Source organism: Paludibacterium denitrificans (genome assembly GCF_009707705.1).
GTDB lineage: Bacteria > Pseudomonadota > Gammaproteobacteria > Burkholderiales > Chromobacteriaceae > Paludibacterium_A > Paludibacterium_A denitrificans.
The window spans coordinates 1,756,301-1,782,303 of record NZ_WLYX01000001.1; the positions used below are offsets into that span (position 1 = coordinate 1,756,301).

30 protein-coding genes and 3 pseudogenes are annotated in these 26,003 nt (G+C 58.0%); 27 read left to right on the forward strand and 6 right to left on the reverse strand.

Annotated features, from left to right (window positions below; genetic code table 11):
• Window positions 1–6: 6 nt before the first annotated feature.
• Genes GKE73_RS11585 through GKE73_RS11595 form a run of 3 tightly spaced genes read left to right on the forward strand, consistent with a single transcriptional unit; the run spans window position 7 to window position 1,975 of the window.
• Window positions 7–603 carry an FTR1 family iron permease gene (locus GKE73_RS11585; RefSeq protein WP_376767429.1) on the forward strand — a complete coding sequence of 199 codons (597 nt, stop codon included), beginning with the start codon at window positions 7–9 and terminating at the stop codon, window positions 601–603.
• Window positions 604–605: 2 nt separating this feature from the next.
• The gene (locus GKE73_RS11590) at window positions 606–1,763 is read left to right on the forward strand and encodes a 4Fe-4S binding protein (protein WP_230370139.1); all 1,158 of its coding nucleotides are present in this window, start codon (window positions 606–608) and stop codon (window positions 1,761–1,763) included.
• Window positions 1,733–1,975 carry a hypothetical protein gene (locus GKE73_RS11595; protein ID WP_230370140.1) on the forward strand — a complete coding sequence of 81 codons (243 nt, stop codon included), beginning with the start codon at window positions 1,733–1,735 and terminating at the stop codon, window positions 1,973–1,975. The genes GKE73_RS11590 and GKE73_RS11595 overlap by 31 nt, the downstream gene beginning before the upstream one ends.
• Before the next feature lie 16 nt (window positions 1,976–1,991).
• Here the strand turns inward: GKE73_RS11595 and ybaK are convergent, their stop codons facing one another.
• The gene (gene ybaK, locus GKE73_RS11600; protein ID WP_230370141.1) at window positions 1,992–2,474 is read right to left on the reverse strand and encodes a Cys-tRNA(Pro) deacylase; all 483 of its coding nucleotides are present in this window, start codon (window positions 2,472–2,474) and stop codon (window positions 1,992–1,994) included.
• Window positions 2,475–2,648: 174 nt separating this feature from the next.
• Here ybaK and GKE73_RS11605 point away from each other — a divergent pair, with 174 nt between their 5' ends.
• Both GKE73_RS11605 and GKE73_RS11610 read left to right on the forward strand, forming a co-directional pair.
• Window positions 2,649–3,077: an Hsp20/alpha crystallin family protein gene (locus tag GKE73_RS11605; protein ID WP_230370142.1), complete on the forward strand. Its 429-nt coding sequence runs from the start codon at window positions 2,649–2,651 to the stop codon at window positions 3,075–3,077.
• Between the two features lie 255 nt (window positions 3,078–3,332).
• Window positions 3,333–3,890, forward strand: a complete 558-nt coding sequence (locus GKE73_RS11610) for a hypothetical protein (RefSeq protein ID WP_230370143.1) — start codon at window positions 3,333–3,335, stop codon at window positions 3,888–3,890.
• 318 nt (window positions 3,891–4,208) lie between these two features.
• Here GKE73_RS11610 and GKE73_RS11615 read toward each other — a convergent pair whose 3' ends face one another.
• Window positions 4,209–4,931 (reverse strand): hypothetical protein, encoded by a 723-nt coding sequence (locus tag GKE73_RS11615; protein ID WP_230370144.1) that lies wholly within the window; start codon window positions 4,929–4,931, stop codon window positions 4,209–4,211.
• Between the two features lie 720 nt (window positions 4,932–5,651).
• Here GKE73_RS11615 and metX point away from each other — a divergent pair.
• The 5 genes and pseudogenes from metX to GKE73_RS25810 all read left to right on the forward strand — a co-directional run bounded on the left by metX (window position 5,652) and on the right by GKE73_RS25810 (window position 8,760).
• Window positions 5,652–6,795 (forward strand): annotated as a pseudogene (gene metX / locus GKE73_RS11620) (homoserine O-succinyltransferase MetX).
• Entirely contained in the window at window positions 6,792–7,397 is a 606-nt protein-coding gene (gene metW / locus GKE73_RS11625) for a methionine biosynthesis protein MetW (RefSeq protein ID WP_230370145.1), read from the forward strand. Before metX ends, metW begins: the two are co-directional and overlap by 4 nt.
• 75 nt (window positions 7,398–7,472) lie before the next feature.
• Entirely contained in the window at window positions 7,473–7,619 is a 147-nt protein-coding gene (locus GKE73_RS25800; protein ID WP_376767343.1) for a hypothetical protein, read from the forward strand.
• 64 nt (window positions 7,620–7,683) lie between these two features.
• Window positions 7,684–8,295, forward strand: a complete 612-nt coding sequence (locus GKE73_RS25805) for an MFS transporter (RefSeq protein WP_376767344.1) — start codon at window positions 7,684–7,686, stop codon at window positions 8,293–8,295.
• A 3-nt stretch (window positions 8,296–8,298) separates the two neighbouring features.
• Window positions 8,299–8,760 carry an MFS transporter gene (locus GKE73_RS25810; protein ID WP_376767345.1) on the forward strand — a complete coding sequence of 154 codons (462 nt, stop codon included), beginning with the start codon at window positions 8,299–8,301 and terminating at the stop codon, window positions 8,758–8,760.
• Here the strand turns inward: GKE73_RS25810 and wrbA are convergent.
• A complete protein-coding gene (wrbA, locus tag GKE73_RS11635; protein ID WP_230370146.1) occupies window positions 8,735–9,337 on the reverse strand; it encodes an NAD(P)H:quinone oxidoreductase in 603 nt (200 codons plus the stop codon). The genes GKE73_RS25810 and wrbA overlap by 26 nt on opposite strands.
• An 89-nt stretch (window positions 9,338–9,426) precedes the next feature.
• Between wrbA and GKE73_RS11640 the strand changes: the two genes are divergently transcribed.
• Genes GKE73_RS11640 through GKE73_RS23410 form a run of 3 tightly spaced genes read left to right on the forward strand, consistent with a single transcriptional unit; the run spans window position 9,427 to window position 10,638 of the window.
• Complete coding sequence (locus GKE73_RS11640; protein WP_376767430.1) at window positions 9,427–9,663, forward strand: YhjD/YihY/BrkB family envelope integrity protein; 237 nt, start codon at window positions 9,427–9,429, stop codon at window positions 9,661–9,663.
• A 5-nt stretch (window positions 9,664–9,668) separates the two neighbouring features.
• Entirely contained in the window at window positions 9,669–10,463 is a 795-nt protein-coding gene (locus GKE73_RS11645) for a YihY family inner membrane protein (protein ID WP_230370148.1), read from the forward strand.
• A 40-nt stretch (window positions 10,464–10,503) separates the two neighbouring features.
• A complete protein-coding gene (locus tag GKE73_RS23410; protein WP_280954898.1) occupies window positions 10,504–10,638 on the forward strand; it encodes a hypothetical protein in 135 nt (44 codons plus the stop codon).
• On the opposite strand, the pseudogene GKE73_RS11650 reads toward GKE73_RS23410, so the two are convergent.
• The 3 genes and pseudogenes from GKE73_RS11650 to GKE73_RS11660 form a co-directional block, all read right to left on the reverse strand.
• Window positions 10,590–11,441, reverse strand: a pseudogene (locus GKE73_RS11650) (DUF3025 domain-containing protein). The gene GKE73_RS23410 and the pseudogene GKE73_RS11650 sit on opposite strands and share 49 nt — an antisense overlap.
• Window positions 11,393–13,051 (reverse strand): sensor domain-containing diguanylate cyclase, encoded by a 1,659-nt coding sequence (locus GKE73_RS11655; RefSeq protein WP_230370149.1) that lies wholly within the window; start codon window positions 13,049–13,051, stop codon window positions 11,393–11,395. Before GKE73_RS11655 ends, GKE73_RS11650 begins: the two are co-directional and overlap by 49 nt.
• Entirely contained in the window at window positions 13,041–13,745 is a 705-nt protein-coding gene (locus GKE73_RS11660; RefSeq protein ID WP_230370150.1) for a hypothetical protein, read from the reverse strand. Before GKE73_RS11660 ends, GKE73_RS11655 begins: the two co-directional genes overlap by 11 nt.
• Before the next feature lie 136 nt (window positions 13,746–13,881).
• Here GKE73_RS11660 and cysG point away from each other — a divergent pair, with 136 nt between their 5' ends.
• The 14 genes and pseudogenes from cysG (at window position 13,882) to GKE73_RS11730 (ending at window position 25,932) form a co-directional block, all read left to right on the forward strand.
• Window positions 13,882–15,312, forward strand: coding sequence for a siroheme synthase CysG (gene cysG, locus GKE73_RS11665; protein ID WP_230370151.1), 1,431 nt, complete (start codon window positions 13,882–13,884; stop codon window positions 15,310–15,312).
• 134 nt (window positions 15,313–15,446) lie between these two features.
• Window positions 15,447–15,755 (forward strand): PTS sugar transporter subunit IIA, encoded by a 309-nt coding sequence (locus GKE73_RS11670; protein WP_230370152.1) that lies wholly within the window; start codon window positions 15,447–15,449, stop codon window positions 15,753–15,755.
• Window positions 15,742–16,011, forward strand: a complete 270-nt coding sequence (locus GKE73_RS11675; RefSeq protein WP_230370153.1) for an HPr family phosphocarrier protein — start codon at window positions 15,742–15,744, stop codon at window positions 16,009–16,011. The genes GKE73_RS11670 and GKE73_RS11675 overlap by 14 nt, the downstream gene beginning before the upstream one ends.
• 23 nt (window positions 16,012–16,034) lie before the next feature.
• Window positions 16,035–17,777: pseudogene (ptsP, locus tag GKE73_RS11680) on the forward strand (phosphoenolpyruvate--protein phosphotransferase).
• Between the two features lie 62 nt (window positions 17,778–17,839).
• Window positions 17,840–18,964, forward strand: coding sequence for a glycosyltransferase family 4 protein (locus tag GKE73_RS11685; RefSeq protein ID WP_230370154.1), 1,125 nt, complete (start codon window positions 17,840–17,842; stop codon window positions 18,962–18,964).
• A gap of 51 nt (window positions 18,965–19,015) precedes the next feature.
• Entirely contained in the window at window positions 19,016–20,767 is a 1,752-nt protein-coding gene (gene msbA / locus GKE73_RS11690) for a lipid A export permease/ATP-binding protein MsbA (RefSeq protein ID WP_230370155.1), read from the forward strand.
• Window positions 20,768–20,862: 95 nt separating this feature from the next.
• On the forward strand, window positions 20,863–21,324 hold the full coding sequence (locus tag GKE73_RS11695; protein WP_230370156.1) for a hypothetical protein: 462 nt from the start codon (window positions 20,863–20,865) through the stop codon (window positions 21,322–21,324).
• Complete coding sequence (locus GKE73_RS11700; RefSeq protein WP_230370157.1) at window positions 21,306–21,644, forward strand: hypothetical protein; 339 nt, start codon at window positions 21,306–21,308, stop codon at window positions 21,642–21,644. The genes GKE73_RS11695 and GKE73_RS11700 overlap by 19 nt, the downstream gene beginning before the upstream one ends.
• A gap of 127 nt (window positions 21,645–21,771) precedes the next feature.
• Window positions 21,772–22,131 (forward strand): O-antigen ligase family protein, encoded by a 360-nt coding sequence (locus tag GKE73_RS11705; protein ID WP_230370158.1) that lies wholly within the window; start codon window positions 21,772–21,774, stop codon window positions 22,129–22,131.
• Between the two features lie 144 nt (window positions 22,132–22,275).
• The gene (locus tag GKE73_RS11710) at window positions 22,276–22,887 is read left to right on the forward strand and encodes a hypothetical protein (RefSeq protein ID WP_230370159.1); all 612 of its coding nucleotides are present in this window, start codon (window positions 22,276–22,278) and stop codon (window positions 22,885–22,887) included.
• Window positions 22,875–23,501, forward strand: a complete 627-nt coding sequence (locus tag GKE73_RS11715; protein ID WP_230370160.1) for a glycosyltransferase — start codon at window positions 22,875–22,877, stop codon at window positions 23,499–23,501. Before GKE73_RS11710 ends, GKE73_RS11715 begins: the two co-directional genes overlap by 13 nt.
• A gap of 165 nt (window positions 23,502–23,666) precedes the next feature.
• A complete protein-coding gene (locus GKE73_RS11720; RefSeq protein WP_230370161.1) occupies window positions 23,667–24,734 on the forward strand; it encodes a glycosyltransferase family 4 protein in 1,068 nt (355 codons plus the stop codon).
• Window positions 24,722–25,411 carry a glycosyltransferase gene (locus GKE73_RS11725; protein ID WP_230370162.1) on the forward strand — a complete coding sequence of 230 codons (690 nt, stop codon included), beginning with the start codon at window positions 24,722–24,724 and terminating at the stop codon, window positions 25,409–25,411. The genes GKE73_RS11720 and GKE73_RS11725 overlap by 13 nt, the downstream gene beginning before the upstream one ends.
• Window positions 25,405–25,932, forward strand: coding sequence for a glycosyltransferase (locus tag GKE73_RS11730; RefSeq protein WP_280954899.1), 528 nt, complete (start codon window positions 25,405–25,407; stop codon window positions 25,930–25,932). The genes GKE73_RS11725 and GKE73_RS11730 overlap by 7 nt, the downstream gene beginning before the upstream one ends.
• Window positions 25,933–26,003: the final 71 nt, after the last annotated feature.

Sequence of the window (26,003 nt, forward strand, 5' to 3'; positions counted from 1 at the left end):
ACCGTGATGGTGTTTGTGGCGGCGGTGCTGATCGTGCAGATGGTGCTGTGGATGCGCGAGCACGGGCGCACCTTGAAGAAAAAACTGGAATCGGGGTTGGCCGAAAAGGCGGCCAGCTCCAACTGGTGGGGCGTGACCGTGCTGGCGGCGCTGGCCATTGCGCGTGAAGGCAGTGAAGCCGTGGTGTTTTTGTACGGCTCGCTGACGACGGCGGACAGCGCCTCGCTGCCGGGTATTGCGCTGGCGGGTGTGGCCGGTCTGGCGCTGGCGTTTTTTACTTTTTACCTGTTGCAACTGGGTGGCAAGATTCTGTCGTGGCGGCTGTTCTTCCGTATTACCGAAGTCATGTTGCTGTTGCTGGGCGCGGCGCTGTTCCTGACCGGCGTCGAGAAGTTGATGTCGATGTCGCTGTTGCCGACCCTGATCGATCCGCTGTGGGACAGCTCGGCCTTGCTGGATGACATGTCGCCGTTTGGTGGCGTGGTGGCCTCGCTCACCGGCTATCGTGCCCATCCGGCCTTGATGAGCGTGCTGGCATACGCCGGGTTCTGGCTGGGCGTGTGGGTGTTGTTCCAGTGGCGTGCGCGCCGCACCGGAGCGTGAACATGGCACTGGCCGCCGTCGGGGCGTGGTTACGCGATCACGCCCGCGCCTTGCGCTGGCTGCAATGGGCCGTGGTGCTGATCTACGCCTTCTTGCTGATCGTGCCCGCCTGTTTGCCGCTGCCGGATGATACTGCGCGCATGGTGAATAACCTGACGGTACTGGCGCAGTTTGTCTTCTGGGGCGTGTGGTGGCCGTTTGTGCTGCTGTCGATGCTGCTGTTTGGCCGGTTGTGGTGTGGCGTGCTGTGCCCGGAAGGGGCGCTGTCGGAATGGGCGGCCAAGCGTGGCCGCGGCTGGCCGATTCCGCGCTGGATGCGCTGGGGCGGCTGGCCGTTTGTGGCTTTTGCGCTGACGACCATTTATGGCCAGTTGGTCAGCGTTTACCAGTATCCCAAGGCCGCGTTGCTGGTGTTGGGCGGCTCGACCGTGGCGGCGGTGATCGTCGGTTTTTTCTACACCCGTGGCAAGCGCGCCCGGTGTCGCCACTTGTGCCCGGTCAACGGGGTCTTTGCGCTGCTGTCCAAGCTGGCGCCGATGCACTATCGGGTGGATGAAGACGCGTGGCGCGCGGCGGCCAAACCCGGTCGGCTGATTCCGATTCAGGCGGTGGATTGCGCGCCGCTACAACCGTTGCGCCACATGAAGGGCGGCAGCGGCTGCCACATGTGCGGTCGTTGCAGTGGCCACCGCGACGCCATCGCCCTGAGCTGGCGCTCGCCGGACGAGGAAGTGGTGCAGGTGGCGGCAACAGAAGCCGATGTCTGGCAGACCTTGCTCATCGTCTACGGCCTGCTGGGCGTGGCCATCGGCGCTTTTCACTGGACCATGAGCCCGTGGTTTGTTGCCCTGAAGCAAGGGTTGGCCGAATGGCTGGTGGAACGCGACTGGATGTGGCTGCTGGACACCAACGCACCGTGGTGGCTGCTGACGCATTACCCGGAGCACAACGACGTGTTCAGCTGGCTGGATGGCACGGTGCTGATTGGCTACGTGCTGGCAACCGCGCTGGTGCTGGGCTCCGGCCTGCTGCTGTGTCTGGCGCTGTCGGTACGGCTGGCCGGGCGCTGGCAATGGCAACGGCTGCATCATCTGGCGCAAGGGCTGATTCCGCTGGTACTGGCGTCGGCGTGTTTCTCGGGCTGTCGGCCACCACGCTGACGCTGCTCAAGGCCGAAGGCTTGCCGGTGCTGTGGGCCAATCCGGTGCGGCTGGTGTTGCTGGTTTCGGCCAACCTTTGGGTATTGTGGCTGTCGGCCCGCATTATTCGCCGCTGGTGTCGCGGCGCACGTGCGGCGTTGGCGCTGTTGCCGGTGCTGGCGGCGCTGGCGCTGATCGACGCCGCCCGGGGCTTCATGTTCTGGTGGTGGTAACGCCAGCCCGCTGCCATCAGGCGGCGGCGTTGACCAGCGTCGGGTTCAGCACTCGCATCAAATCCTGCGGCGTCATCTCCACCAGAAAGCCGCGCTTGCCGCCGTTGATGTAAATCCGTGGCAGCTCGGCAATGCTCGCTTCCATATACACCGGCATGGCGTGGCGCGTGCCAAACGGGCTGGTGCCGCCCACCTGATAACCGCTGTGCTTGTCGGCGGTTTTCGGGTCGCACGGGCTGACTTTCTTTGCCCCGATCTGCTTGGCCAGCATGCCGATGCCTACTTCGCAGTCGCCGTGCATCAGCACGATCAGCGGTTTCTTCTGCTCGTCTTCCATGATCAGCGTCTTGATCACCGCGTGCTCCTCCACGCCCAGCTCGCGCGCCGACACCCGCGTGCCGCCCTTGTCCTCGTACTTGTACAGATGCTCGACAACGGTCACCTGATGCTCACGCAACACGCGGATCGCCTGCGTGACCGGCGTTTTTTCCTTGGCCATCACTCCTCCTGCCCACTACTTACCCACCGGGTTTAGCGCCCCGGCACGGCTGACTGTCAAAGCTCGTCATTCTAGCGCCTCGTCTGGCCTTTGGGCGGCCGTTATCTATACTTCAGACGGGTTGCTGATTACGGTTTGCCCGCTTCACATCGTTAATTGACAAGGAGTTTCGAGATGAACGAACTGATTCGCCGGTCTGGTCTTGAGCCGTTGTTCGATGATGTATTCAAGGGTTTTTTTGTGCGCCCGCTGTCGCTGGTAGGCAAGGACGACCTCACCAGCGGCATCCGGCTGGATGTAAAGGAAGACGATAACGCCTACACCATCCATGCCGAACTGCCCGGCGTGAAAAAAGAGGATATTCAGGTACAGGTGGACGGCAACCGCGTCTCCATCTCCGCCGAGGTGAAACGCGAAAGCGAACAGAAGGAAGGCGAAAAAGTGCTGCGCTCCGAGCGCTACTACGGCCGGGTCTCGCGCACGTTTACCCTGCCGGTGGATATTGACGAAAGCGGCGCCACGGCCAAATCCAACGAAGGCGTGTTGGAACTGGTGCTGCCGAAGAAAACGCAGGCATCCACGCATAAACTGACGGTGGAGTGAGCGCGGAAGGTATCAGGTGTTAATGCTGCAAAGGCTGGCGATTAAGCCCTTTTTGTATTGGGGGTGTGGAGGAGATCTTAATCTGCCGACTCCTCGTCGTAACGGATAGCAGCAGCGTTGAAGCATGATGCCGCTTTTATCGTGCTCTATGATATCATTGTTATGACACTGAAATATTTTTTGTTGGAATATATGTCTTTCCCAAAATTTTGGCGTAAGTCTTTCTGTTGCTGATATTAATTATTAGGGGCGTTGGTGAAATCTGTGCTTGTGGATGATTTAATTAAGACAATAAGAGATGCTTGGAAAAGCCCGGGGACATCGTTGTATGTTTTGCATGTCACTATTTTTCACGTAATCGCGATTTCTATTGGCGCTTTACTGTTTTTTTCTCAAGTTTACTTGCCAGACTCAGTTTATGTTTTTGCATCAAAATACTTTGACTGTACAACTCAAGATAACAAAATATTGTTTTACTATTTTGCAGTAGTGGCAAGGTTGTCACTTTGTTTTACGTTGCTTTGTGTGGTTCGCTATCTATACAAATATGGTAAGAAAGTATTCTTGTTTAATTCGCATCCGGGCGCCATGACTATGCTTATGGCCGCGGTGGTGGCTTTGCTGATTTCTGTATTATTGGTTTATTCTTCTTGCAGCTATGAGCCATTGTGCAAGGTGAAAAAAATTCATAAAATGATTTATGAGTTCATTGCGGGATCATGGTACGCTCATTTATCAGTTATGCTTGCCTTATTCGCATGGATTAACTTTTTTGGAAAATTATCGAAGGTGGTCAGTAAAGTATGGCGGTGATTTCCAATATAAAAATCAACCAAATCTACGTAAGTGCGCCAGTTATTCATCACACTGATGGCAGATCTCTGGCCAACACCATTCGCGTATCTTCCAATTAGTGCTAGCTACCCTATGACCGAAAGTGGCCGAGAGTAGTCAGAGCCGCCCCCTTGTGGCAGTTTACGACCCGTAGCTGTCATCTAGTCGACAAGCATTCTATGACTGGTCTAGGTTTGAAAGCAGTAGCTAGTCGTTGCGTTGTCTGCAGACAGTCTAGTGGATTCACATTGCCGAGAATTGTCCCGGCATGATTTAGGAGGGGGTAGCTCATGGGCGTCAGTGAACTTTGAGCAGTGCTAATAATTTAGCAACTACAGGAGAAAATCTGTATGACTCCACCCAAGTATCTGTCTTAATAAGCAAACCAAGAGATAGTAGGCCCGTTAGGATAAAGCGGTTGTGATGGTTTCCTTCTAACGACAGCCACTGTTCAGCAGGAAAGTTCGCGGCTCTTTCACTTTCCATGCGTCCTTTTTGAGCTTCCCCTACAGGAAAATTAATTGCATGGTACTGAAAGCTTTCATACAAAAACTTGATCTCATCTGCAGAAATGTCGCGAATAACTCTTGAGAGCACAGAGGCTTCGTCATGGCGTAATTTGTCGTCAACAACGCTTTTACATATTGCGGCAGTAAGATATTTCAGCTTTTCTTGCTCAAGAGTTTGCGTGAGCGTCAACAATGCCTCATTGACAAACTTAAACTGTGCATCGGTCAAGTTTTTAATATTATCTTGGTGCTGGTGCAATTCCTGTTCGATGCGTCTTATTTCTGATTCAATCCGCTGTTGGTAGCGCCCATTCGCAAGTGCATTTGCAAGTACAGGTAGCATCACGACACCCACAGGGGCATAGACTGCAGCAGCAGTTGCTCCAAAACCAGTTAGGGCTGCTTGTGCCGCAAAGTTGCCAGCAACTTTCTCAGCTATAGATGGCTTTTCCATTGATTTGATCCATGCTTCATACTGACCAGAGAACATCATGCCTAAAGCCAATAGCATTGGCTACGGATCCGTGATGTAAGTACCCAGCCGCTCCTGCCAGCCTTTTGATCTCGCTATGTACTGAACAAGCGACTTACTTTGCCGGGGAAGGCGAAGTGATTGAGCCCCCCCTTATAGGGCCCCAACCTGATGAGATTGCAGTCCGCCCCATAAAACCAATGGCAGGTCTGAAGTCCATTTCCCTTAAAATCAGTCACCGACCGCTTTGGCCGAGAACCGGAAGTCCGCCTCTCGGATGTCATCAGGCCGGTAGGGGCCGATAGGAGCCATCTCCCTTTCGGCCAACCTTATATATCCTCAACTCATCCCCTGTCTCATGTCCAGTACATCGACATAATTTCCGGGCGTGATCGTATCAGAGCGTATGAAACCCCAAAGCGTAGAGCAGCAGGAAGATGGCGGAGCTGATGATCAGCGCCTGGGCGAGCGTGACGAAGAAGGCGCGCAGCGATTGGCGCTAGCTGGTTGAGCAGCCAGCGGGCAACGGTGTAGACGACCGCGGCCAGCAAAAAGAGTCGGAACAGCCGTCCAAACATGGCGAGGGGGAAGAAAAAAGGTGGTGGCCGGATTATCCGGATGGCAAGAAACGTGCGCAAGCGGTGGTTATGGATATAATTGTGGCTACCGAGGAAGCCTTGTAAGCCGATATGGACCCCTGCAGCGAGAATGGCCACAACGGCCCTAAGCAGGTGACAAACCAAAAGGCGATAATTATTCATGTCCAATACCGATACCTCGGTCGGCCTCGTTACGGCGCAAACGGCCGTGTTCGATACGCCGCTGGAGTTGGTCAGTGGGGCCGTGTTACCCGGCTACCAGCTGACGTATGAAACCTATGGCACGCTCAATGCGGAGCACAGTAACGCCATCCTGATCTGCCATGCGCTGTCGGGCCACCATCATGTGGCCGGTCGTTACCATGTCAACGACAAATCGGCTTAGCTGGTGGGACAACATGGTGGGGCCGGGCAAGCCGATTGATACCAACCGCTTTTTTGTGGTGGGGGTGAACAATCTGGGCGGTTGCCATGGCAGTACCGGGCCGTCGTCCACCAACCCGGAAACCGGCCATGCGTGGGGCGCGGATTTTCCGGTGGTGACGGTGCCGGACTGGGTGCAGTCGCACGCGCGGCTGGCTGACCGGCTGGGGATTGCGCGCTGGGCGGCGGTGATTGGCGGCAGTCTGGGCGGCATGCAGGCGTTGCAGTGGAGCATTGATTTCCCCGAACGCGTGGCGCATGCGCTGGTGATAGCTTCGGCGCCCAAGCTGTCGGCGCAGAACATTGCCTTCAACGACGTGGCGCGTCAGGCCATCATTACCGATCCGGATTTTCATGGCGGCAATTTCTACGCGCATGGTGTGGTGCCGCGCCGTGGTTTGCGGCTGGCACGCATGCTGGGCCACATTACTTATCTGTCTGACGACGGCATGGGCGAGAAATTTGGCCGCATGTTGCGTTCCGGCGATTACCAGTTTGGCTATGAGGTGGAGTTCGAGATTGAATCCTACCTGCGCTATCAGGGCGACAAGTTCTCTGATTATTTCGATGCCAATACCTATCTGCTGATGACCAAGGCGCTGGATTATTTCGACCCGGCCAAGGATTTTGGCGACGATATCGTCACGGCCTTGCAGCGTGCCAGCGCCAGCTTCATGGTGGCGGGCTTTACCACTGACTGGCGTTTTTCGCCGGAGCGCTCGCGTGAAATCGTCAAGGCGCTGGTGGCGGCGGACAAGAAGGTGGTGTACGGCGAGATTGAATCGGTGCACGGCCATGATGCTTTCCTGATGCTGGACCCGCCTTATATCAACCTGATGCGGGCGTATCTCAACCGTGTGGCAGCGGAGGTGGCTGCATGAGTACATCGACACTGAAACCGTTGCGCCCCGATCTGCAACTGATTGCCGACTGGATTGCCCCGGGCAGCCGCGTGCTGGACCCGGGCTGTGGTGATGGCGCGTTGTTGGCGTACCTGAAAACCCACAAGCAGATTTCCGGCTATGGCGTGGAAATCGACGTGGACAACATCGTGCATTGCGTGGAAAACGGCGTGGAGGCGATTCAGGGCAACCTGGAAGCCGGGTTGGCCGAATTTGGCGATGGCCGCTTCGATCACGTGGTGCTGTCGCAAACCATTCAGGCCATGCGCAATACCGAGCAGATTCTGCTGGAAATGCTGCGCGTGGGGCGCGAGGCGATTGTTACCTTCCCGAACTTTGGCTACTGGCAAAACCGCGTGCAGATTTTGCAAGGCCACATGCCGGTGTCGGAAACCATTCCGTTTGAGTGGTACAACACGCCCAACATTCACTGGTGCATGCTGGGCGATTTTGAACGGTTGTGTGCCAAGAACGGCATCCGCGTGATTGAGCGGGTGGTAATGGATAACGGCAAGCGCATCCATTTCCTGCCCAATCTGCTGGGCAGCCCGGCGTTTTACCGGGTGGCGCGCGAAGCCTGATGGCGTAATCCTGACAGGGCGGCGTTAAGCCGCCTTTTCCTTTTTCGGCCAACCTTGGCCGGTTTGACGGATGTGATGAGCGATTCAAAACTCGATTGGCGCCGCGAGATTTTCTCGCGCACCATGCTGACCTGTATTTTCACCGGTTTCAGTTCCGGCCTGCCGCTGTATCTGTTGATCAATCTGGTGCTTACCGGCTGCGTACCGAAGGCGTGGATTTGAAGCGCATCGGCCTGTTTGCGCTGATCGGCCTGCCCTACACCGGAAGTTTCTCTGGTCACCGTTGATGGACCGCTTCGTGCCGCCGCTATTGGGGCGACGGCGGGGCTGGATGTTGCTGATGCAGTTGGGGCTGTTGGCCACCATCGCGCTGTTTGGGCTGTTTCGGCCAACCCGGATTTGTGGGCGATTGCCGCGCTGGCGCTGCTGGTGGCGTTTTTGTCGGCCAGCCGAGGACATTGTGCTGGATGCCTTCCGCCGCGAGATTCTGACCGACCGCGAGCTGGGGCTGGGCAATACGCTGCACATCAACGCCTACCGTCTGGCCGGGCTGGTGCCGGGCTCGCTGTCGCTGATTCTGGCCGACCATCTGCCGTGGGGCAGCGTGTTTGTGGTGACGGCGCTATTCATGCTGCCGGGGGTGTTGATGACGCTCTGGGCGCAGGAGCCAACCGTGCGTGGCACGCCGCCCAAAACCCTGCGCGAAGCGGTGGTGGAGCCGTTTCATGAGTTTTGGCATCGGCAGGGGGCTCGCGGTGCGCTGGTGATTCTGGCGTTTATCTTTCTCTACAAGCTGGGCGACAGCATGGCGACTGCGCTGGCTACGCCGTTTTACATGGACATGGGCTTTGCCAAGTCGCAGATCGGCATCGTGGCCAAACATGCCGGGCTGTGGTAAGCGGTGATCGGCGGGCTGCTGGGCGGGGTATGGATGCTCAAGCTGGGCATCAACCGGGCGCTGTGGCTGTTTGGCGTGGTGCAGGTATTGTCGATTCTGGGTTTTGCCCGGCTGGCGAGCTTTGGCCATTTTGCCCATGTTGGCCCGGCCGAGCTGTCGCGCCCGGCGCTGGTGATCGGCTTCGAGGCATTGGGCGTGGGGCTGGGGACGGCGGCGTTTGTGGCCTATATCGCCCGCACCACCCACCCGGCTTATACCGCCACCCAGTTTGCCTTGTTCACCAGCCCGGCTGCCGTGCCGCGCACGCTGGCCAACGCCGCCACCGGTTATCTGGTGGACGGGCTGGGCTGGAACGGCTTCTTTCTGCTGTGCACCGTGCTGGCGTTGCCGGGCATGGCGCTGTTGCTAAAAGTGGCGCCGTGGCGTGATGCCGACCGCACTAGCGCAACGGTGCGGCAAGCCTGAGCGCCATTTCGGCCAACCTTTTACCCTGAGCGATGGCCAGCTGTTTTTCCTCGGCGGAAATCGGGCGGTCGTTCTGGGCACCGGCCACGTGGCTGACGCCGTAGGGCGTGCCACCGGTTTGCGTGCTGGAGAGTTCTGCCTCGCTATACGGCAGGCCGACCAGTACCATGCCGTGGTGCAGCAACGGCAGCATCATCGACAGCAGCGTGCTTTCCTGTCCGCCATGCTGTGACGCCGTGCTGGTAAAGACACAGGCCGGTTTGCCTGCCAGCGCGCCCTGCATCCATTCCGGCGTGGTGCCGTCGAGAAAATATTTCACCGCCGCCGCCATGTTGCCAAAGCGGGTGGGGCTGCCCAGCGCCAGACCAATACATTCCACCAGATCCTGACGTTCGACATACGGCGCACCGCTGTCCGGTACCGCCGGTGCGCTGGCTTCGCACACGGTGGACACTTTGGGTACGGTGCGCAAGCGCGCCTGCGCACCCGGTACGCTTTCGATGCCGCGGGCGATCAGTCGGGCCAGTTCGCGCGTGGCGCCGTGCTGGCTGTAATACAGCACCAGAATATCCTGCATGACACATCCTTGATCCGAGTGGTTATCCGAGCCGGATGATAAAGCATTCCCGCTTGTGCTGAGGCGCATTTGACATTACCTTGCCGTGCATGAACCTGCCGCAACGATTCGACGCCCAACTGGGCTTTTCCCGCTTTCTGCTCCGCCGCATGGGTGACCATCGTGTCATGCAGGTGGCGGGCAGCCTGACCTTTACCACGCTGCTGGCGCTGGTGCCGTTACTCACCATCGCGCTGACGGTGATGTCGGCGTTTCCGGTGTTTTCCGATTACAGCACGCGCTTCAAGGTGATGCTGCTCTCCACGCTGGTGCCGGAATTCGGCTAAACAAGGTGATTTCGGTCTACATGCGCCAGTTTGCCGACAACGCGGAAAAGCTCACGGCGGCGGGCATTATCATGCTGGGCGTGACGGCGCTGATGCTGATGTCCACGGTGGAACGCACCTTCAACGCCATCTGGCGCGTCCGACGTGGCCGACCGCTGTTGCAGCAAAGCATGGTGTACTGGACGGTATTGACGCTAGGGCCGGTGGTGCTGGCTTACAGCCTGATGTCGTGGCGCTGGCTGTTCAAGCTCACGCATTTCGAGCGCAACCTGCCGATGCTGGCGCACGCGCTGGAAACCGGCGGCTCGATCGTGCTGACCGCGCTGGTGCTGTCGCTGATTTTCCGCATTGTTCCCAACCGCTTTGTGCCGTTCCGCCATGCTGCGGGCGGGGCGCTGCTGACGTCCATCCTGCTGGAACTGACCAAGGTGGGCTTCGGGTTTTATATCGGCAAGGTGGCGTCTTACCAGCTGGTGTACGGCGCCTTTGCCAGCGTGCCGATTTTCCTGTTGTGGGTCTACTGCCTGTGGCTGGTAGTGCTGGCCGGAGCGGTGTTTACCGCGTCGCTGTCCCATTGGGACGGCCAGGCCGGCAGCGTCATCTGGCGCCGCGTCGGCGTTTTCTGGATGCGCTGGAGTTGCTGTTGCTGCTGGATGAAGCGCAACAGCAGGGGCGGGCGCTGGCACCGCTGGAATTACGCCAGCGGGTACAGGTGGGCTATGACGAGTTGGGGCTGGTGCTGGACCGGCTGGCGCGCCATGGTTACGTGCAAAAGGGGCAGCGCGATGCCCGGGTGCTGATGAAAAAGCCGTCGGCCATCACCCGGCCGAACTGTTCGAATTGTTTGTCTATCGTGCCGACCCGGCTAACGGCGATGCCGTAGGCGAGGGGGTGGAAGAATTATTGCGCCCGCTGATCGGCACGCTTCAGGCCGTCACGCTGGCCGACTTTGCCCGTCGGCTGGGGCGAAAGTAATCCGTATTGGCGTAAAACGCCGGGTTATCGTTGTCCGGCCACCAGCCGGGAATGCCCAGCAGTGGCAGCGGCCACAGCTCGCGTGGTGTGGCCAGCCAGTGGTCATCGGCCAGTCGCTGTGCCAGCGCATGATCCAGCTGCTGGCGTTGCTCGGTCAGAGGTTGGCCGAAAAAGTCCGGCGCCACCGGCATTACCAGTGCCTTGCCGCACCAGCCAATATGCGGTTGCAGGCCTTGTTCAAAAATGGCGTGGCCGAGCGTATGCACGCCGATGCGCTGCCCCCAGTCTGAACGCTGACCGACAAACAGCGTTTGCCACTGCATGCCATCCAGTGCCTGACTCAGGGCTGGATCGGCACAGGCCACAATCACTCCGCATTCATCCAGCAGCGTGGCCGCATCGCGTAGCGGGCCGCGTCGTGTTTCGCCCCGTTGCATGGCGCGCAGATGACGCGCGTTGAGCGCCTGTTTGCTCGTTTACCATGCCAGCCACGCCAGCGCATTGAACCAGTCGTGCCAGTTTTGCGTGCGCGTGGGCACTTCGCCGGTGTGGGCGATATGCAGTTCGTAGTAGGCGCTTGGTTGCAGATCACAGACAAAGCGCAGGCCGGGCAGGACGATGCCGTGCGCCTGTGCGGTGCTCAGCAGTTGGTCATAATCCGCCTGTTGGGGCCAGTGCTCGCCATCCAGCCGGCGGCTGCCGCGCGGATGGGCTGGTAGAGCGGGTGCGACAGGTAAGTGCGATGCCAGGGCGGTCACGTGTTTTCCACATCCAGCGCGCGGCTGAAGGTATCGCCACCACACACCCGGTTACGGCCATGGTCCTTGGCCTGATACAGCAGTTTGTCGGCGCGGCGCAGCAAGTCGTCGATGGCGACATCGCCCGGCTGCAACGCGGTCAGCCCGATGCTGACGGTGTAATGCACGGCTTGGCCATTGATGGTCAGGGCCGAGTTCTCCACTTGCTGGCGCAAGCGTTCGGCCACCGGCAAGGCATCGGCCAGATCGGTATCGGGCAACAGCCCGGCAAATTCCTCACCGCCCAGTCGTCCGGCCAGATCGCTGGCGCGCAGCACGGTTTGCAGCACGCTGGCAAAGTGGTGGATGACCTGATCACCCACGTCATGGCCATAGCGGTCGTTGATGTTCTTGAAATGGTCCAGATCCAGCATCATCACTGTCAGCGGTTGCTGATAACGCTGGCTGCGCTTGATTTCGCGTCCGGCCAGATCAAGAAACTGGCGGCGGTTGTTCAAGCCGGTGAGGCTGTCCTGCGTGGCCAGTTTATACAGTTGTTTTTCGTGCAGATTGCTCTGCAGCGCAATGGCGGTCAGGTGCGTACTGCGGTAGGCCAGATCGAGTTCTTCCGGCGTGGGGCGGCGCGGTTCCTTGTGATAGATGCCGAAGGTGCCGAGCAGATTATGTTCGCTGGTAAAGATGGGGATGGACCAGCACGCGCGCAGGCCGAATTCCCCAACGGTTTTACTGGCGAATTTGGCCCACAGCGGGCTGGTGGCGATGTCATCCACAATGATCGGCCGTTTCCAGTAGGCAGCGGTACCGCATGATCCCACTTCCGGGCCGATGGCAATGCCATCCACCATGGCACTGTAGTCGGGTGGCAGCTTGGCTCCCGACGCCATTTTCAGGTGCGTGCCTTCGTCGTCCAGCCGCATGATGGAACAGATGCCATGCGGCAGCTGGGTTTCGATCATCTGGCAAATCTGTTTGAGGATGTCCGGCAATGGCTGGTTGTTGGCGATCATCTCCATCACCGCGTTTTCCTCGGTCAGCAGCCGGTTGGTCTGGCGTGTCGAGGTGATTTCGCGGTCCACGCACAGAATGCTGGTGAGCACGCCATTACGGTCAAACTCCGGGAACAGCCGACTCTCGAAAATATAGCGGCGGTTGTCCCGGAACAGCTCGGTTTCAAAGCTGCGGGCTTCCCGTGTTTCGATCAGGGTACGGGCTTCCTGCTCAAAGCGCCTTACCAGCTCGTCCGGCCAACCTTTATCCCCAATGTGCTTACCAATGTGTTCTTCGCGCGGGATGGGCGAATAACGGTTGATGCTGCGGTTGATGAACTGGCAGCGCAGGTCCAGATCGTAGCGGGCGATGATGTCTGGCGAGTTTTCCACCAGCGTGCGGAATTCCTGCTCGCGCCTCAGCAGCGAGGCTTCGGCCAACTTGCGCGCACTGATGATCTGGCACATGGCCACGATATGGGTGATACGGCCCTGAGTACGCAGGCAGTGATTGCGCTGCTCCAGCCATTCCCAGCTGCCGTTTTCGTGACGGATGCGAAATTCCGGGCTGGTGGCGCTGTCTTCATGCAAGGCCGGGTTGCTGAGCAGGGCGCTGGCCTGCGCGCGGTCTTCCGGGTGCAAGCGTTCCAGCCAGTCGTTAAACGACAAGCGGTTGCATGGCGCTAATCAGCCCCAGCAGATTGTGCAGCGCCAGACTGGAGCAATCCAGCCGTTGGTTGTCCAGATCGAATTCCAGCATGCCCAAGCGAGCGCCCTTTAGCGCCAGACGCAGATGCTCGTCTTGCTGTTGTTGCAGGTGTTCGGTACTGATGTCGCGCAGCAACAGCAGCTGCCATGCGGCATCTTCCGGCAGCCCGTAGCCGGCCAGCGCCTGAACCGTCAGCATGGGCGTGGCCGGGTTGACGGCTGACGACACGGCGCCGCTGAGGGTGGCGCCGATGGCGAGGCGCTCGTTCAGCAGTTGGCTGATCAGCTCGGCGGGCAGCCCGGTTTGCTGCAGCGTGTTAGGAAGTTGGCCGAACAAGGGCTGACAGCCCTTGCTGGCGGCAATGATCTGGCCCCATTCATCCAGCGCCAGCAGCGCGGCCTCGGCGCGGCTCACCTTGAGGCGCAGCGTTTGCCGGATGTGCTGTTGCTGTCGGCGCTGCTGCAAGGCAGCACCCAGCACCACGCTGGCCAATACCAGCAGCAGTCCGGCCAGCCACCACAACGGCGTCGGCAGGCCAAGACCACCGGCCCAGGCTGGACCGGGCGCAAGCAACAGCAAGGCAAGGACGCGACCGGTCTGGCCGGGGCGGCTAAGGAGAGAGCGGTGTGCAGTCGTATTCAAACTTTTGTCCATCGGCGTTCAATCCGGCTTACAGGCATCAGGCATGCCAGCCTGTCTCAGCAATCAGCTTACCATCCCTTCACACGAAGAAGCGTCGTTTTTGCTCAACAATTACAGTATGCTTGCGGGCTAAATGTGGAGTGTGCCGATGGATTATTTTCCCGTCTTTGTGAAATTGCAGGAAGCGCCGTGTCTGGTGGTGGGCGGTGGCGAGGTGGCCTTGCGCAAGGTGCGTTTGCTGCTGGAGGCGGGGGCGCGGCTCACCGTGGTGGCACCGCAACTGGTGCCGGAACTCGCCAGCCTGGCGGCACAGGGCCAACTGGCCTATCACGCCGGGGTTTTCGAGCCACAACATACCGTCGGCATGCGTCTGGTGGTGGCCGCCACCAACCGGCGCGACATCAATCGGCAAGTGTCCGAAGCAGCGCAGCAGCGCGGTATTCTGGTCAACGTGGTGGACGATCCGGAGCTGTCTACCTACATCACTCCGGCGATTATCGACCGTTCCCCGCTGGTGATCGCTGTCTCCACCGGTGGCGGCGTGCCGGTACTGGCGCGTCTGATCCGTGCCCGGCTGGAAAGCCTGATTCCGGCCGGTTTCGGCCAACTTGCGCGCTTTGCCGCGCGTTTTCGCGAGCGGGTGAAACAGCGCTTTGATAATGTCGAGGCGCGCCGGGCGTTCTGGGAATCGGTGCTGGAAGGGCCGGTGGCCGAAGCCGTGATGCACGGCAATGAAGCCATGGCCGACAGCGAAATGGAAAAAAGGTTGGCCGAAGCTTCCAGTAAACCACTGGGCGCCGTCTATCTGGTGGGTGCCGGGCCGGGCAACCCCGATCTGCTGACCTTCCGCGCCTTGCGGCTGATGCAGCAAGCCGACGTGGTGCTGTACGACAATCTGGTCGCCAGCGAACTGCTTGATCTGGTGCGGCGTGACGCCGAACGCATTTACGTTGGTAAAGCGCGCGCCAACCACACGCTGCCGCAGGAAGACATCAATCTGCTGATGGTACGGCTGGCACGCGAAGGCCGCCGGGTGTTGCGCCTGAAAGGCGGCGACCCCTTCACCTTCGGCCGCGGTGGCGAAGAAATCCAGACGCTGGCCGAGCACGACATCCCCTTCGAAGTGGTTCCCGGCATTACCTCTGCCAGCGGTGCGGCCTCCTACGCCGGGATTCCGCTGACCCATCGCGATTACGCCCAGTCGGTAACCTTTGTCACCGGCCACAAGAAAGATGGCACCATCCAGCTGGACTGGCCCGCGCTCACCCGTCCGGACCAGACCGTAGTGGTCTACATGGGGCTGACCATGGCGGCCGATCTTTGTCAGGCGTTCATTGCGCATGGCAAGGCGCCCGATACGCCTGCCGCCGTGGTGGAATGGGCCACCACCCAGCGGCAACGCACGGTGATCGGCACGCTGGAGAGCCTGCCGCAGGTGATTTCGCGCTACGAAGTTCGCTCGCCTGCGCTTATCATAGTGGGCGAAGTGGTGAATCTGGCGGACAAGCTGTCTTGGTACCGCCGCGTCGAGAACCGGGCTGCTACAATGCAGGTTCCGGAAGGCCAAGAGCACGACTGAGCCCGACAACAGCGTGCATAACGAAAAGAAACAGGCATGGTAGGCGTACTGATTATCTCGCATGGCGACCGGGCGAAAGCACGGTGGCCTGTGCGCGGCATATTCTGGGTCGTGAGCCGGAGAATCTGGCGGTCATGGCCGTCGACAAAGCGGAAGATCCCGATCAGAAATTGCTGTATGCGCAGAATCTGGTCGCCCAATTGGATCAGGGCGATGGTGTGGTGGTCCTCACCGACATGTACGGGGGAACCCCGGCCAATATTGCCAGTCGTTTAATTACTCCGGGCAGGGTGGAAGCCGTGGCCGGTGTCAGTCTTCCCATGCTGGTGCGGGTGCTGTGCTACAGCAGTCAGCCACTGGAAATCGTGGTCAGCAAGGCGATTACCGGCGGGTTGGAAGGTGTCCTTTACATTATTCCGTGGGATGGGAATGCTTCAAGCTGAAGTGGAAATCATCAACAAGCTGGGATTGCATGCCCGCGCATCCAGCAAGTTCACCCAGTTGGCCAGTCGTTACAAGAGTGAAGTGTGGATTACCCGCAATGGCCGTCGCGTCAACGGCAAAAGCATCATGGGCGTGATGATGCTGGCCGCCGCCAAGGGGGCGCAGGTCACGCTGGATGTAAACGGCGAAGATGAACAGGAAGCCCTGACGGCATTGGTCGACCTGATCAACAACAAGTTCGACGAGGCTGAATGAATCAGCCCTGAGGGAGGGGTCACATGAGCATCATCCTGCACGGCGTGGCGATCGGTGGCGGCATCGCCATCGGGCGTGCCCATCTTATTTCCCGCAGCATGGACGATGTGCCCCACTACGGGCTGGAAGATGCGGAAATTGCGCCAGAAATGGCCCGCTTCGATGAAGCGGTGCGCGTTACGCGCAAAGAGCTGGAAATGCTCTGGGGCAGCATCCCGGAAAACGCCCCGGCCGAACTGGGCGCGTTCCTCTCGCTACATATCATGCTGCTTGGCGATGCCACCATTTCGCGCGAACCGCGAGAGATCATCGCCCAGCAGCATTGCAATGCCGAATGGGCACTGAAGCTGCAATGCGATGCGCTGGTGTCACAGTTCGACGCCATCGAAGAAGGCTACCTGCGCGAACGCAAGAACGATGTGCTGCAGGTGGTCGAGCGTATCTTCAAGAATCTGGATGGCCACTCGCTGCAATTGCTTAGCTCCTGGTGATCTGGTCGATGATGCCATTCTGGTGGCGCACGATCTGTCGCCTAGCCGACATGGTGTATTTCAAAGAGTCCAATTTCGCCGCCTTCATCACCGATGTGGGAGGGGCTACATCCCACACTGCCATTCTCGGCCGTAGCCTTGATTTGCCCTCGGTCATCGCCTTGCATCACGCGCGCGAGCTGATTCGTGAAGAAGAACTGATCATCGTCGATGGTCAGCAGGGCGTGGTGATCATCAATCCGGTGGATACGGTGCTGACCGAATACCGCTAAGCGCCTGCGCGGCTGGCGGGATGCCCGGCGCAAACTGTCCTCGTTGCGCAAGGCCAATGCCAAGACGCTGGACGGGACGCCGATTGAGCTGGTCGCCAATATCGAGCTGCCGTCTGATGTGGATGACATTCACCGCTCGGGCGCCATGGGCGTGGGCCTGTTTCGCAGCGAATTCCTGTTCCTTGGCCGCGATACCCTGCCGACCGAAGATGAACAGTACGAGGCCTATCGTCGCGTAGCCGAGAACCTCAAAGGACTGCCGGTTACCATCCGGACCATGGACCCGGGCACCGACAAGAACCCCAAGTGGCTGAATCACGGTGTGGCCGACAACCCGGCGTTGGGCCTGACCGGTATCCGCCTGTGTCTGGCCGAGCCGCAGATGTTCCGTGCACAATTGCGGGCGCTGTTGCGCGCTTCGCGTCACGGCAAGATCAAGGTGATGTTCCCGATGATCAGCTCCTTGCCGGAGCTCAAACAGGCATTGGCGCAGTTTGAATACGCCAAGCAGGAATTGCGCGACAACGGCCAGTCTTACGCTGAGGATATTGAAATCGGTGCCATGATCGAAATTCCTTCCGCCGCACTGGTGGTGGGCAGTTTCCTCAAGCACATCAACTTCCTGTCCATTGGCACCAATGACCTGATCCAGTACACGCTGGCCATCGATCGCAATGATGATTCGGTCAGCCACCTGTATGATCCGGTGCATCCGGCGGTGCTCAAGCTGATCCTGCACACCATCAAGACCGCCACCAAGGCCGGTATACCGGTATCGGTGTGCGGAGAAATGGCGGGCGACCCCAGCCTGACCAGGTTGTTGCTCGGCATGGGGCTGCGCCGCTTTTCCATGCACCCGGCCAATTTGCTGGCGGTCAAAAGAGTGGTTCTGGATACCCATCTGGATAGTATCGGAACCGTGGTTGGACGCATGCTTCGCACCGAAGACCCTGATAAAATCGCCGATCTTTTGCAACAACTGAACGCCGTGGCAGACGCCTGATTTGCGCGCTGACGGCTGCTGACCGGCTGGTAGCCATGACCGGTCATGGAATCTGATATCGAATGACCCGTCTTGCGATTGTCCGCCAAAAATACAACCCCGCCGGTGGTGCCGAACGTTTTGTCAGCCGGGCGCTGACGGCGCTTAGGGCGCAAACGGATCTGGAGGTCTATCTGATTGCCCGTCGCTGGGAAGCTATCGACGGTATTACCCATCTTTCGGCCAACCCGTTTTATCTGGGCAATGTCTGGCGCGATTGGGGGTTTGCCCGGCGCGCACGTGTCTTGTGGCAGCGTGAGCAGTTTGACCTGGTGCAATCGCATGAACGGATTGCCGGATGCGATATTTATCGGGCTGGCGATGGCGTGCACCGGCGTTGGCTGGAATTGCGGCGCCAGACGCTATCGTTCTGGCAGTGCCTGGCGTTATGGGCCAACCCTTACCATCACTATGTGCAGCGCGCCGAGGCCGCCATGTTCCGTGATCCGGCGCTCAAGCTGGTGATCTGCAACGCGGAGATGGTCAAGCGCGAGATTCAGCAGCTCTTTGGCGTTCCCGACGAACGGCTGGTGGTGATTTATAACGGTGTCGACACCACACAATTCCATCCCTCGCTGCGGGCAACATTCCGGGGCAGCATGCGTCAACAGTGGCAGATACCTGCTGAGGCTCCGCTGTTGCTGTATGTCGGATCAGGCTTTGAGCGCAAAGGCGTAGCTCGTGCGCTGCAAGCCATACAGCCATTTGCCGAGCTGTATCTGGTGGTGGTTGGGCATGACAAACATGCTGACCGTTACCATCAACTGGCGGCAGATCTGGGCGTCGCCGAGCGGGTTCGTTTCGTTGGTGCCCAGCAGGACGTCAAGCCGTTTTATGGTATGGCGGATGCCTTCATCCTGCCGACCCTGTATGATCCGTTTCCCAATGTCTGTGTCGAAGCCCTCGCCAGTGGCCTGCCGGTATTGACGACGCCCACCTGCGGCGCGGCAGAGCTGATCGTGTCAGGCGAAAACGGCGGCGTAGCCGACGCACTGGATGAGGCTGGTTGGCAACAGCTGGTTCGTGACTGGCTGGCGGCCAAGTCCCGGTGGACACATTGGCAAGCAGCTGCCCACCATACGGCAGAGCCGCTGACGCTGGATGCCATGGCTGACCGGTTGCTGGCAGCGTACCGCCGGTTGCTTTAACTTTTTTTGCTGTTTGCCCCTTTGTGGGGTGCAGCGCAGGACTGAACAACAATGCCAAGCCCCGGTTTCCAGAAAAACTGGATGTTATACAAGCGGTTGCTGACATATTTGCGGCGCTACTGGAAGGTGTTTTTCGCCTCGCTGGTATCCCTGTCCATTGCCGCATCGACTGAAGCCGCTTTTGTCTCGTTGATGAAGCCGCTGGTTGACCACGGTTTTGTCGGCAAAGACCTTCATGCCATTTACTGGATTCCGCCTGCCATTGTCGGGCTATTTGTCCTGCGTGGCGTCACCAGCTTCATTAATGAATATTCCACGAGCTGGCTAACCGGGCATCTGGTACAGACCTTGCGACAGGAGATGTTTGTACGCCTGCTGCGCCTGCCTGTACCGTACTACGACGACAACATGTCCGGACGCCTGATGTCGCGTATTACTTATGATGCCGATCAGGTGACCGTTGCTGGCTTCAACATCATTACGGTGTCGGTGAAAGACGGGATTACCGTGTTGAGTCTGCTGGGCTACCTGCTGTATCTGGATTGGCAACTGACGCTGATCTGCTTCACCGTTTTCCCTGCGGTTGCGCTTTGTATCCGTATTGTCAGCAAACGGTTGCGTAAACTGTCGCACCAAAGCCAGTTACAAATCGCCCAAGTCACTCAGATACTGAACGACAGCATTACCTGTCAGAAACTGGTCAAAATCTATGGTGGTGAAAGCTATGAGGTGGGCCGGTTTGACAAGGCTTCTGCCGATTTGCGGCGAAATGCCGTTAAGCAGGTGTCTGCCTCGTCCATTTCTACCAGCCTGACACAGTTGTTCATCGCCATCGCACTGGCATTTGTGCTCTATTTTGCCGCCCTGCGCGCGCAGCAGAATGTTCTCTCTGCCGGGGCCTTCATGGCGTTTTTGTCGGCCATGACCATGTTGTTTGCGCCAATCAAGCGGATCGCCAATATTTCCCAGTCCTTGCAAAAAGGCTTGGCAGCAGCGGAGAGCGTGTTTGCCTTTCTGGATGAAACAACGGAAAACGATCATGGCACGCGTCAACTCGCGTCCCCCAAAGGACAGATCACGTTCCAGCAGCTGTCGTTCCGGTACCCGCATGCAGAAAAATGGGCGCTTGAAGATATCAATCTGGTGATTCAGCCCGGTGAAACCGTTGCGCTGGTTGGGGCTTCCGGTAGTGGTAAAACCACGCTGGTCAGCCTGCTGCCTCGTTTTTATGACCCGACGCAAGGGCAGATTTTGCTGGATGGTCTCCCGGTTGAGGAGATTAGGCTGGCCTCCCTGCGAGAGCATATTGCGCTGGTTAGCCGAGAAGTGGTGCTGTTCAATGATACCGTTGCCGCCAACATCGCCTATGGGCGGATGGGAAATGTGTCGCGTGATGAACTGATGGCCGCGGCGCAAGCGGCCAATGCCTTGGAGTTTATTGAAGCCATGCCGGACGGCTTTGACACTGTTATCGGTGAACATGGCGTCAAACTTTCTGGTGGTCAGCGCCAGCGTCTGGCTATCGCTCGCGCCTTACTGAAGAATGCGCCTATCCTGATTCTGGATGAGGCAACCAGCGCACTCGATACGGTGTCGGAACATCTAGTGCAGGAAGCCTTGGAAAAACTGATGCAAAACCGCACCACGATCGTGATTGCTCACCGCTTGTCGACCATTGAGAATGCGGATCGGATTGTTGTGATGAATCATGGGCGGATTGCAGAAATCGGCACACATCAGACATTGTTGGCCGCCAAGGGGCTATATGCCAATCTGCATAAAATTCATTTCCGGGAATCTTGAGGTCGGGCATGCTTCAGCGGTTGATGACAGGGTTTGAGAACAAGCGGTGCCTTTTTCTGTGTCTGTGTAGTGCCCGGTTATGTCTGGTGTGGCCGGTGCCCAGTGAGGTGATGGGCTTTCACCGTAATTTACCGTTATATCTGAGTGTCTTGGCGGCACTGTCTTGTGCCCCGGACTGGTCCAGCTGGTTGTCCTTTTCGCCAGCAAACCGTTTGCCGGTCATCAGCTTCGCCTTATTGAGCGGCGTGGTCTTGATCGTCGGTCTTGCTTTTTCCGGCAAGGGATTGGGGTTTCTGCAGGTATTTCATGTCAAGTGGCTGCGCCCGGTATTTATGGCTGGTGTGGCATGGGTGCTTTTCTCCGAGGTAGATAAACGCCGGATACGTATTTCACGTTCTTGGCTGTTTTTTGCTGTCGTTCTCGTTTTGTGGTGTGTGCTTAAGCGTTGCACTTGGGGCGCTTTCTCTGGACCGCTTGGCATACTGGTCACTTCCCATGGCAGGAAAACTGGTATTCCTATTCGCGCATGGAATTATCGGTGCATGTCAATCTGGTGATTTCCCTGCTGATGGCTGAACTGGTCGTGCGTGCCATACGCAAACAGCGCTGTATGCCGGTCAATAGCATGTGGCTGCTTGGGATGTTGCTGGTCGCCGTATCCAGCCTGTTTTCCCTAGCCACGCGTAATGCCTCGATCGGTTTTCTGTCCATGACGATGTCCATTACGTTGATGGTCTTGCTGGTGAAGTTCCGGACGACGGCATGGTGGAAAATACTGGTCTATGCGCTAGCTGGCATGTCTCTTGTCTCGGTGCTGGGCTGGCTCTCCGGATATCTGATCCTCGCTGGCAAAGCTTGCGCGAGACAGCTCCCTTAGCTTGGGATATCGAACATCATTCGACCCGGAAAGATCGTGATCGCTACCCAGCTCCAGTGATGAGCAATGGCCAGCCCGTGGATATTTCCGCCTACGAGCGCATTGCCGGATCAAGGTCGGTTTGCTGTTGGTTGCCAAGGAACCATGCGGCCATGGCATTGATGGGTTGAACTTTCACCATCTGGTGGAGAAGTACTATGGCCCCAGTGCCACAACGTCACAAAGCCATTCCGGGATCATCAATTTCCTGCTGGCGAATGGGGTGGTGGGAACATTGTTGCTGGTTATTTTCCTCGGCTCACTGGTGCGGCTAGGCTGGCTTGGATTTTACCGACGGGACAGCCTGCCGGGATTTTTCCTCACCATGCTGGTGCTGGGCTTCTTTTTCCGCGGGATGTGGGATGATATCTGGCGTGATTCCATGCTGGAGGAGTTTGCCTTTCTGACCATGTTCCTGTTTTGTTGGTGCCGAGGCATCCATGTCTGATGCGACAGACTGCGCGGTTATTTCATCAGAGAAAGTCTGAATATGTCGTTAGCTCATGGGGAGGCTCAATCGCGGCAGCTGCTATTTGCGCTGGTATTGACTCCCGTTGATCTTTGTCAGAAGTTTATTGGCTGGTTGCTGGACATGCCCTGTCATGAGGACATCGTGCTGCTGGTGTCACCGGCAACTTACGATGCCGTGAACTGGCCAGCCAGGTGGACGGTAAAGGTTGTCGATGGCCGGGAGCCGTTACGGCAGGCGCTAGCCGGGGGTGCGCAAGCGGCGGCAGTGATCTCAGGTTCGCTCGCCGATCATCGTATCGTTGTCCGTCAGTTTGCCTTCCAGCCGCAACACCCCATGTTGCTGGCATTACATTGGCCCGGTGCCCCGGTTGCTCGTTCTTTGGTTAACCATTGGCGCTTCAACAAGGCGACTGATGTCAATTTGTTTGTCGATCTGGATGCCAAGGCTTTTTCCGGCCAACCCGGTTATCTGGGGGTCAAGAATCCTGTTGTACTGACCCGGCCCGAGGCAGAGGGTATTTCGGTGAGCCAGTGCCTGCGTTATACGCTGGATGCCCTGTTAGGCTACCCGCAACGGGCCTTGGATCATCGCGTCGTACGCGACTATTCCGATCTGAAGCTGTCCTACATTACCCATTTCTATTGCAACCAGAACGACATCAGTTCGGTAACCCGCCTGCTCGAGCGTTACGCCGCGTATCCGGAAGATGTGCGAGCCCGGTGCAGTTTGTGATCGTGGATGATGGCTCGCCCATTCAATATCAGATTCCACAATTGCCGATCAACCTGACCTGGATAAAGGTGGATCAGGATATTCGCTGGAATCAGGCGGGGGCCCGTAATGTCGGTGTGGTGTATGCCCGGGCCGATACCATCTTGCTGACCGATCTGGACCATGAGGTGCCGGTTGATTCAATGCGCAAGCTGATCGCGCGGGGTAGCTGTGGCAAACGGCTTTACAAGATGTACCGGGAAGAGCCTGATACCGGGCGTATCTACAAGGGGCATTCCAACTTTTTTGTCATGTCGCGTGGCCGTTTCTTTGAATGTTTTGGCTATGACGAAGAATTTGCTGGCCATTACGGTGCGGAAGATCAGCGGTTTGTGAAATACCACAAGGCCCGTGGGACGTTTCAGTGTTATCTGCCCAAGTCCATCCGCTGTTTTGAGCGGCAGGATATCGACCGCAAGCGCTCCTATCATTCGCTGGCCCGCGATTTGTCTTTCAACACGCCGGTCGATAGCCGGAAACGCCGGGAGTTGGCCGAACAGGGAATGGGACACGGGCATAGCCGCATGTTCCTGAATTTCACCGGACCATTCTCATGGATCAATGGCTGGGCTTGACGGTGCCACGCCCGCTATGTCGCCACTGGAAGTGGCTGTCGATCTGGCGCCAGATCATGCCGCGCTTTTAGGATTGAACGGTAAGGAGTTATCCATGCGCCTGGCGCATATCGAATCATCAATGGATTGGGGCGGCCGAGAGCTGCGTATTGTCGAGCAATCCGCTTGGCTGAATCAGCATGGTCATCCCACCGGATTATCGCGCGCCCCGGTGCTGCCATTCTGGAGCAGGCACAGCAGCGGAACGTGCCTGTGCATGCCATGGAAATCCGGGGTTCGGCCAACCCTTCCACCCTGCTGGCGCTCAAACGTTTTCTGCGCTCCAACCAGATTGAGTTGCTGGATTGCCACGGCAATCGTGACAGCACTTACGGCGCCTATATCAAGTGGCTAACCGGCTTGCCGGTGGTGCGTTCGCGCCATGTCACGGACCCGATCCGTGTTGATGCCTTGCGCCGCTTGATCTGGCAAAAGGGTAACGATGGCATCATTGTTACCGCTGGCAAGATTCGCCAAATGCTGGGCGATGCCGGTTTGGCCCCGGCTGATAAAGTCTATGTGGCTGTTGCCGGTGTCGATGAAGAGCGTTTCAGCCCTGCGCGGGATGGCCAGGCATTACGTGCCCAACTGGGAATTCCAGCTGACCATGTTGTGCTGGCCAATGTCGGCATGATCCGCCCGGACAAGGGCCAGCTATTTTATGTGCAGGCATGCCGTCAGTTACTACAACAGCACGGCAACCTGACCTGCATTCAACTGGGGGCAGCAACCGGTCAGACCGAGGGCTATCGTCAGGAAGTCCTCGCCGCCGCCGGGGAAGACCTCACTCGCGAGCGCATCCGTTTCCTTGGCTATCAGTCGGATATTGAGAACTGGCTGGCGATGGCGGACATCGTCGTGGTGGCCTCGGTCGCCACCGAGGCACAGACCCGTCTGGTGGCGCAGGCTTTCCTCATGCAAAAGAACATCGTTGCCACCACCGTGGGCGGCTTGCCGGAAATGATCGAGCACGAGCGCACCGGTCTGCTGTGCACGCCCGGGCAGCCACAAGCGCTGGCTGATGCGGTGCAGCGGTTGCTGCAGGATAAAGGGTTGGCCGAACAGCTGCGTACCAATGCCTATAGCCATGCCCGGCAGTACATGTCTTTTGATTACATGATGCACGGGATGCTGCAAGCCTATCAGGCCGCGGCTCGCCGAGCTGGACGGAGCCTTACGGCATGCGCCGCTTGAAGATTGTTCACCTGATCGATCTGGCCAAGGTCGGTGGTGTGGAAAGCATGTTTGCCGACTTCATTCAGGCCACGCCGCCCAGTGGGCTAGAAGTTGAACATTACACCATTGTCGATAGCCCCGAGCTGGCCCCCAGATTCCGCGACAGCGTGGCTAAACACAGTCGTTTGCTGGCTTCACCCAAAACCTTGGGTCCATTCAAGTTGCCGCGCCGTCCGTACTGGATGCGTGCCCGGCGACGACTGGCGCTCATCCGGCGTTGTCGGCCTGATCTGGTGATTGCCCGGAACCAGTTTACCGATTTCCGTGTGGCGGCCCTCAAACTGGGCTGCCCATTGATTTATTACGAACATGGCATGAGCTGGTATGACCATTCGCCACGTCAACTGGCTGGCTTCCTGCCATACGTAACGGGGGCGATTGCGGTATCACAGGCCGCTCGTCGCATGCTGGAGCTTAAGCACCACCTGCAAGTCCCGATTGATGTCTGCCTCAACCCGCTGCCGACTCGTTTACTCCCTCCTGCCACGGCTGCTGGCCGCACCTTGCCAACGAATCGACCGTTGCGTTTGGGTATGGCCGCACGGCTGGTGCCGCTCAAGGCCGTAGGCCTATTGATTCTCGCCGTCAAAAAACTGCGGGAACAGGGTGTGCAAGTGGAAGCCCTGGATTGTTAAGCGAGGGGCCAGAACGTCCTGTTCTGGAACGACTGATCCGGCAGCATGATTTGGCAGATTCGGTACGTTTGCTGGGGCTGGTCGATGACATGCCCGCGTTTTACCAAAACATCGACCTGTTCGTGATGACTTCCATGCACGAAAGCCTGTCGCTGGTTTGTCTGGAAGCGATGGCATGGGGGCTGCCTGTCATTGCGCAATGTGTGGACGGTATTGTCGAGGTGGTCCCCAACGGTCAGGCTGGGATGCTGTTACCGGCAACACTGACGATAGCCGAGTACGCCGCACTCACTGGCGCCAGCACGGCATTTGCCCGCCAAGTGTATGACCCTCTCCGTGATCAACTTGTAGTGAGCCAGTTGTTATCTCCTGATGATATGGCCGATGCTGTTGTCCGCTATCGGGAAAACACAGATTTATATATGTTACATAGCAAGTCTGCCCTATCACTGAGTAAAAAATGGCCCGGCCACTCTGATTTTATTGGGTGTATCTATACTTCTCTGTTGCGCTATCTGTAATGCTTTGCATCTCGAGAGATATTAAATTAATTATATTGGTGAGTGAAATATGGGTATAAGTAGTGTTTTCC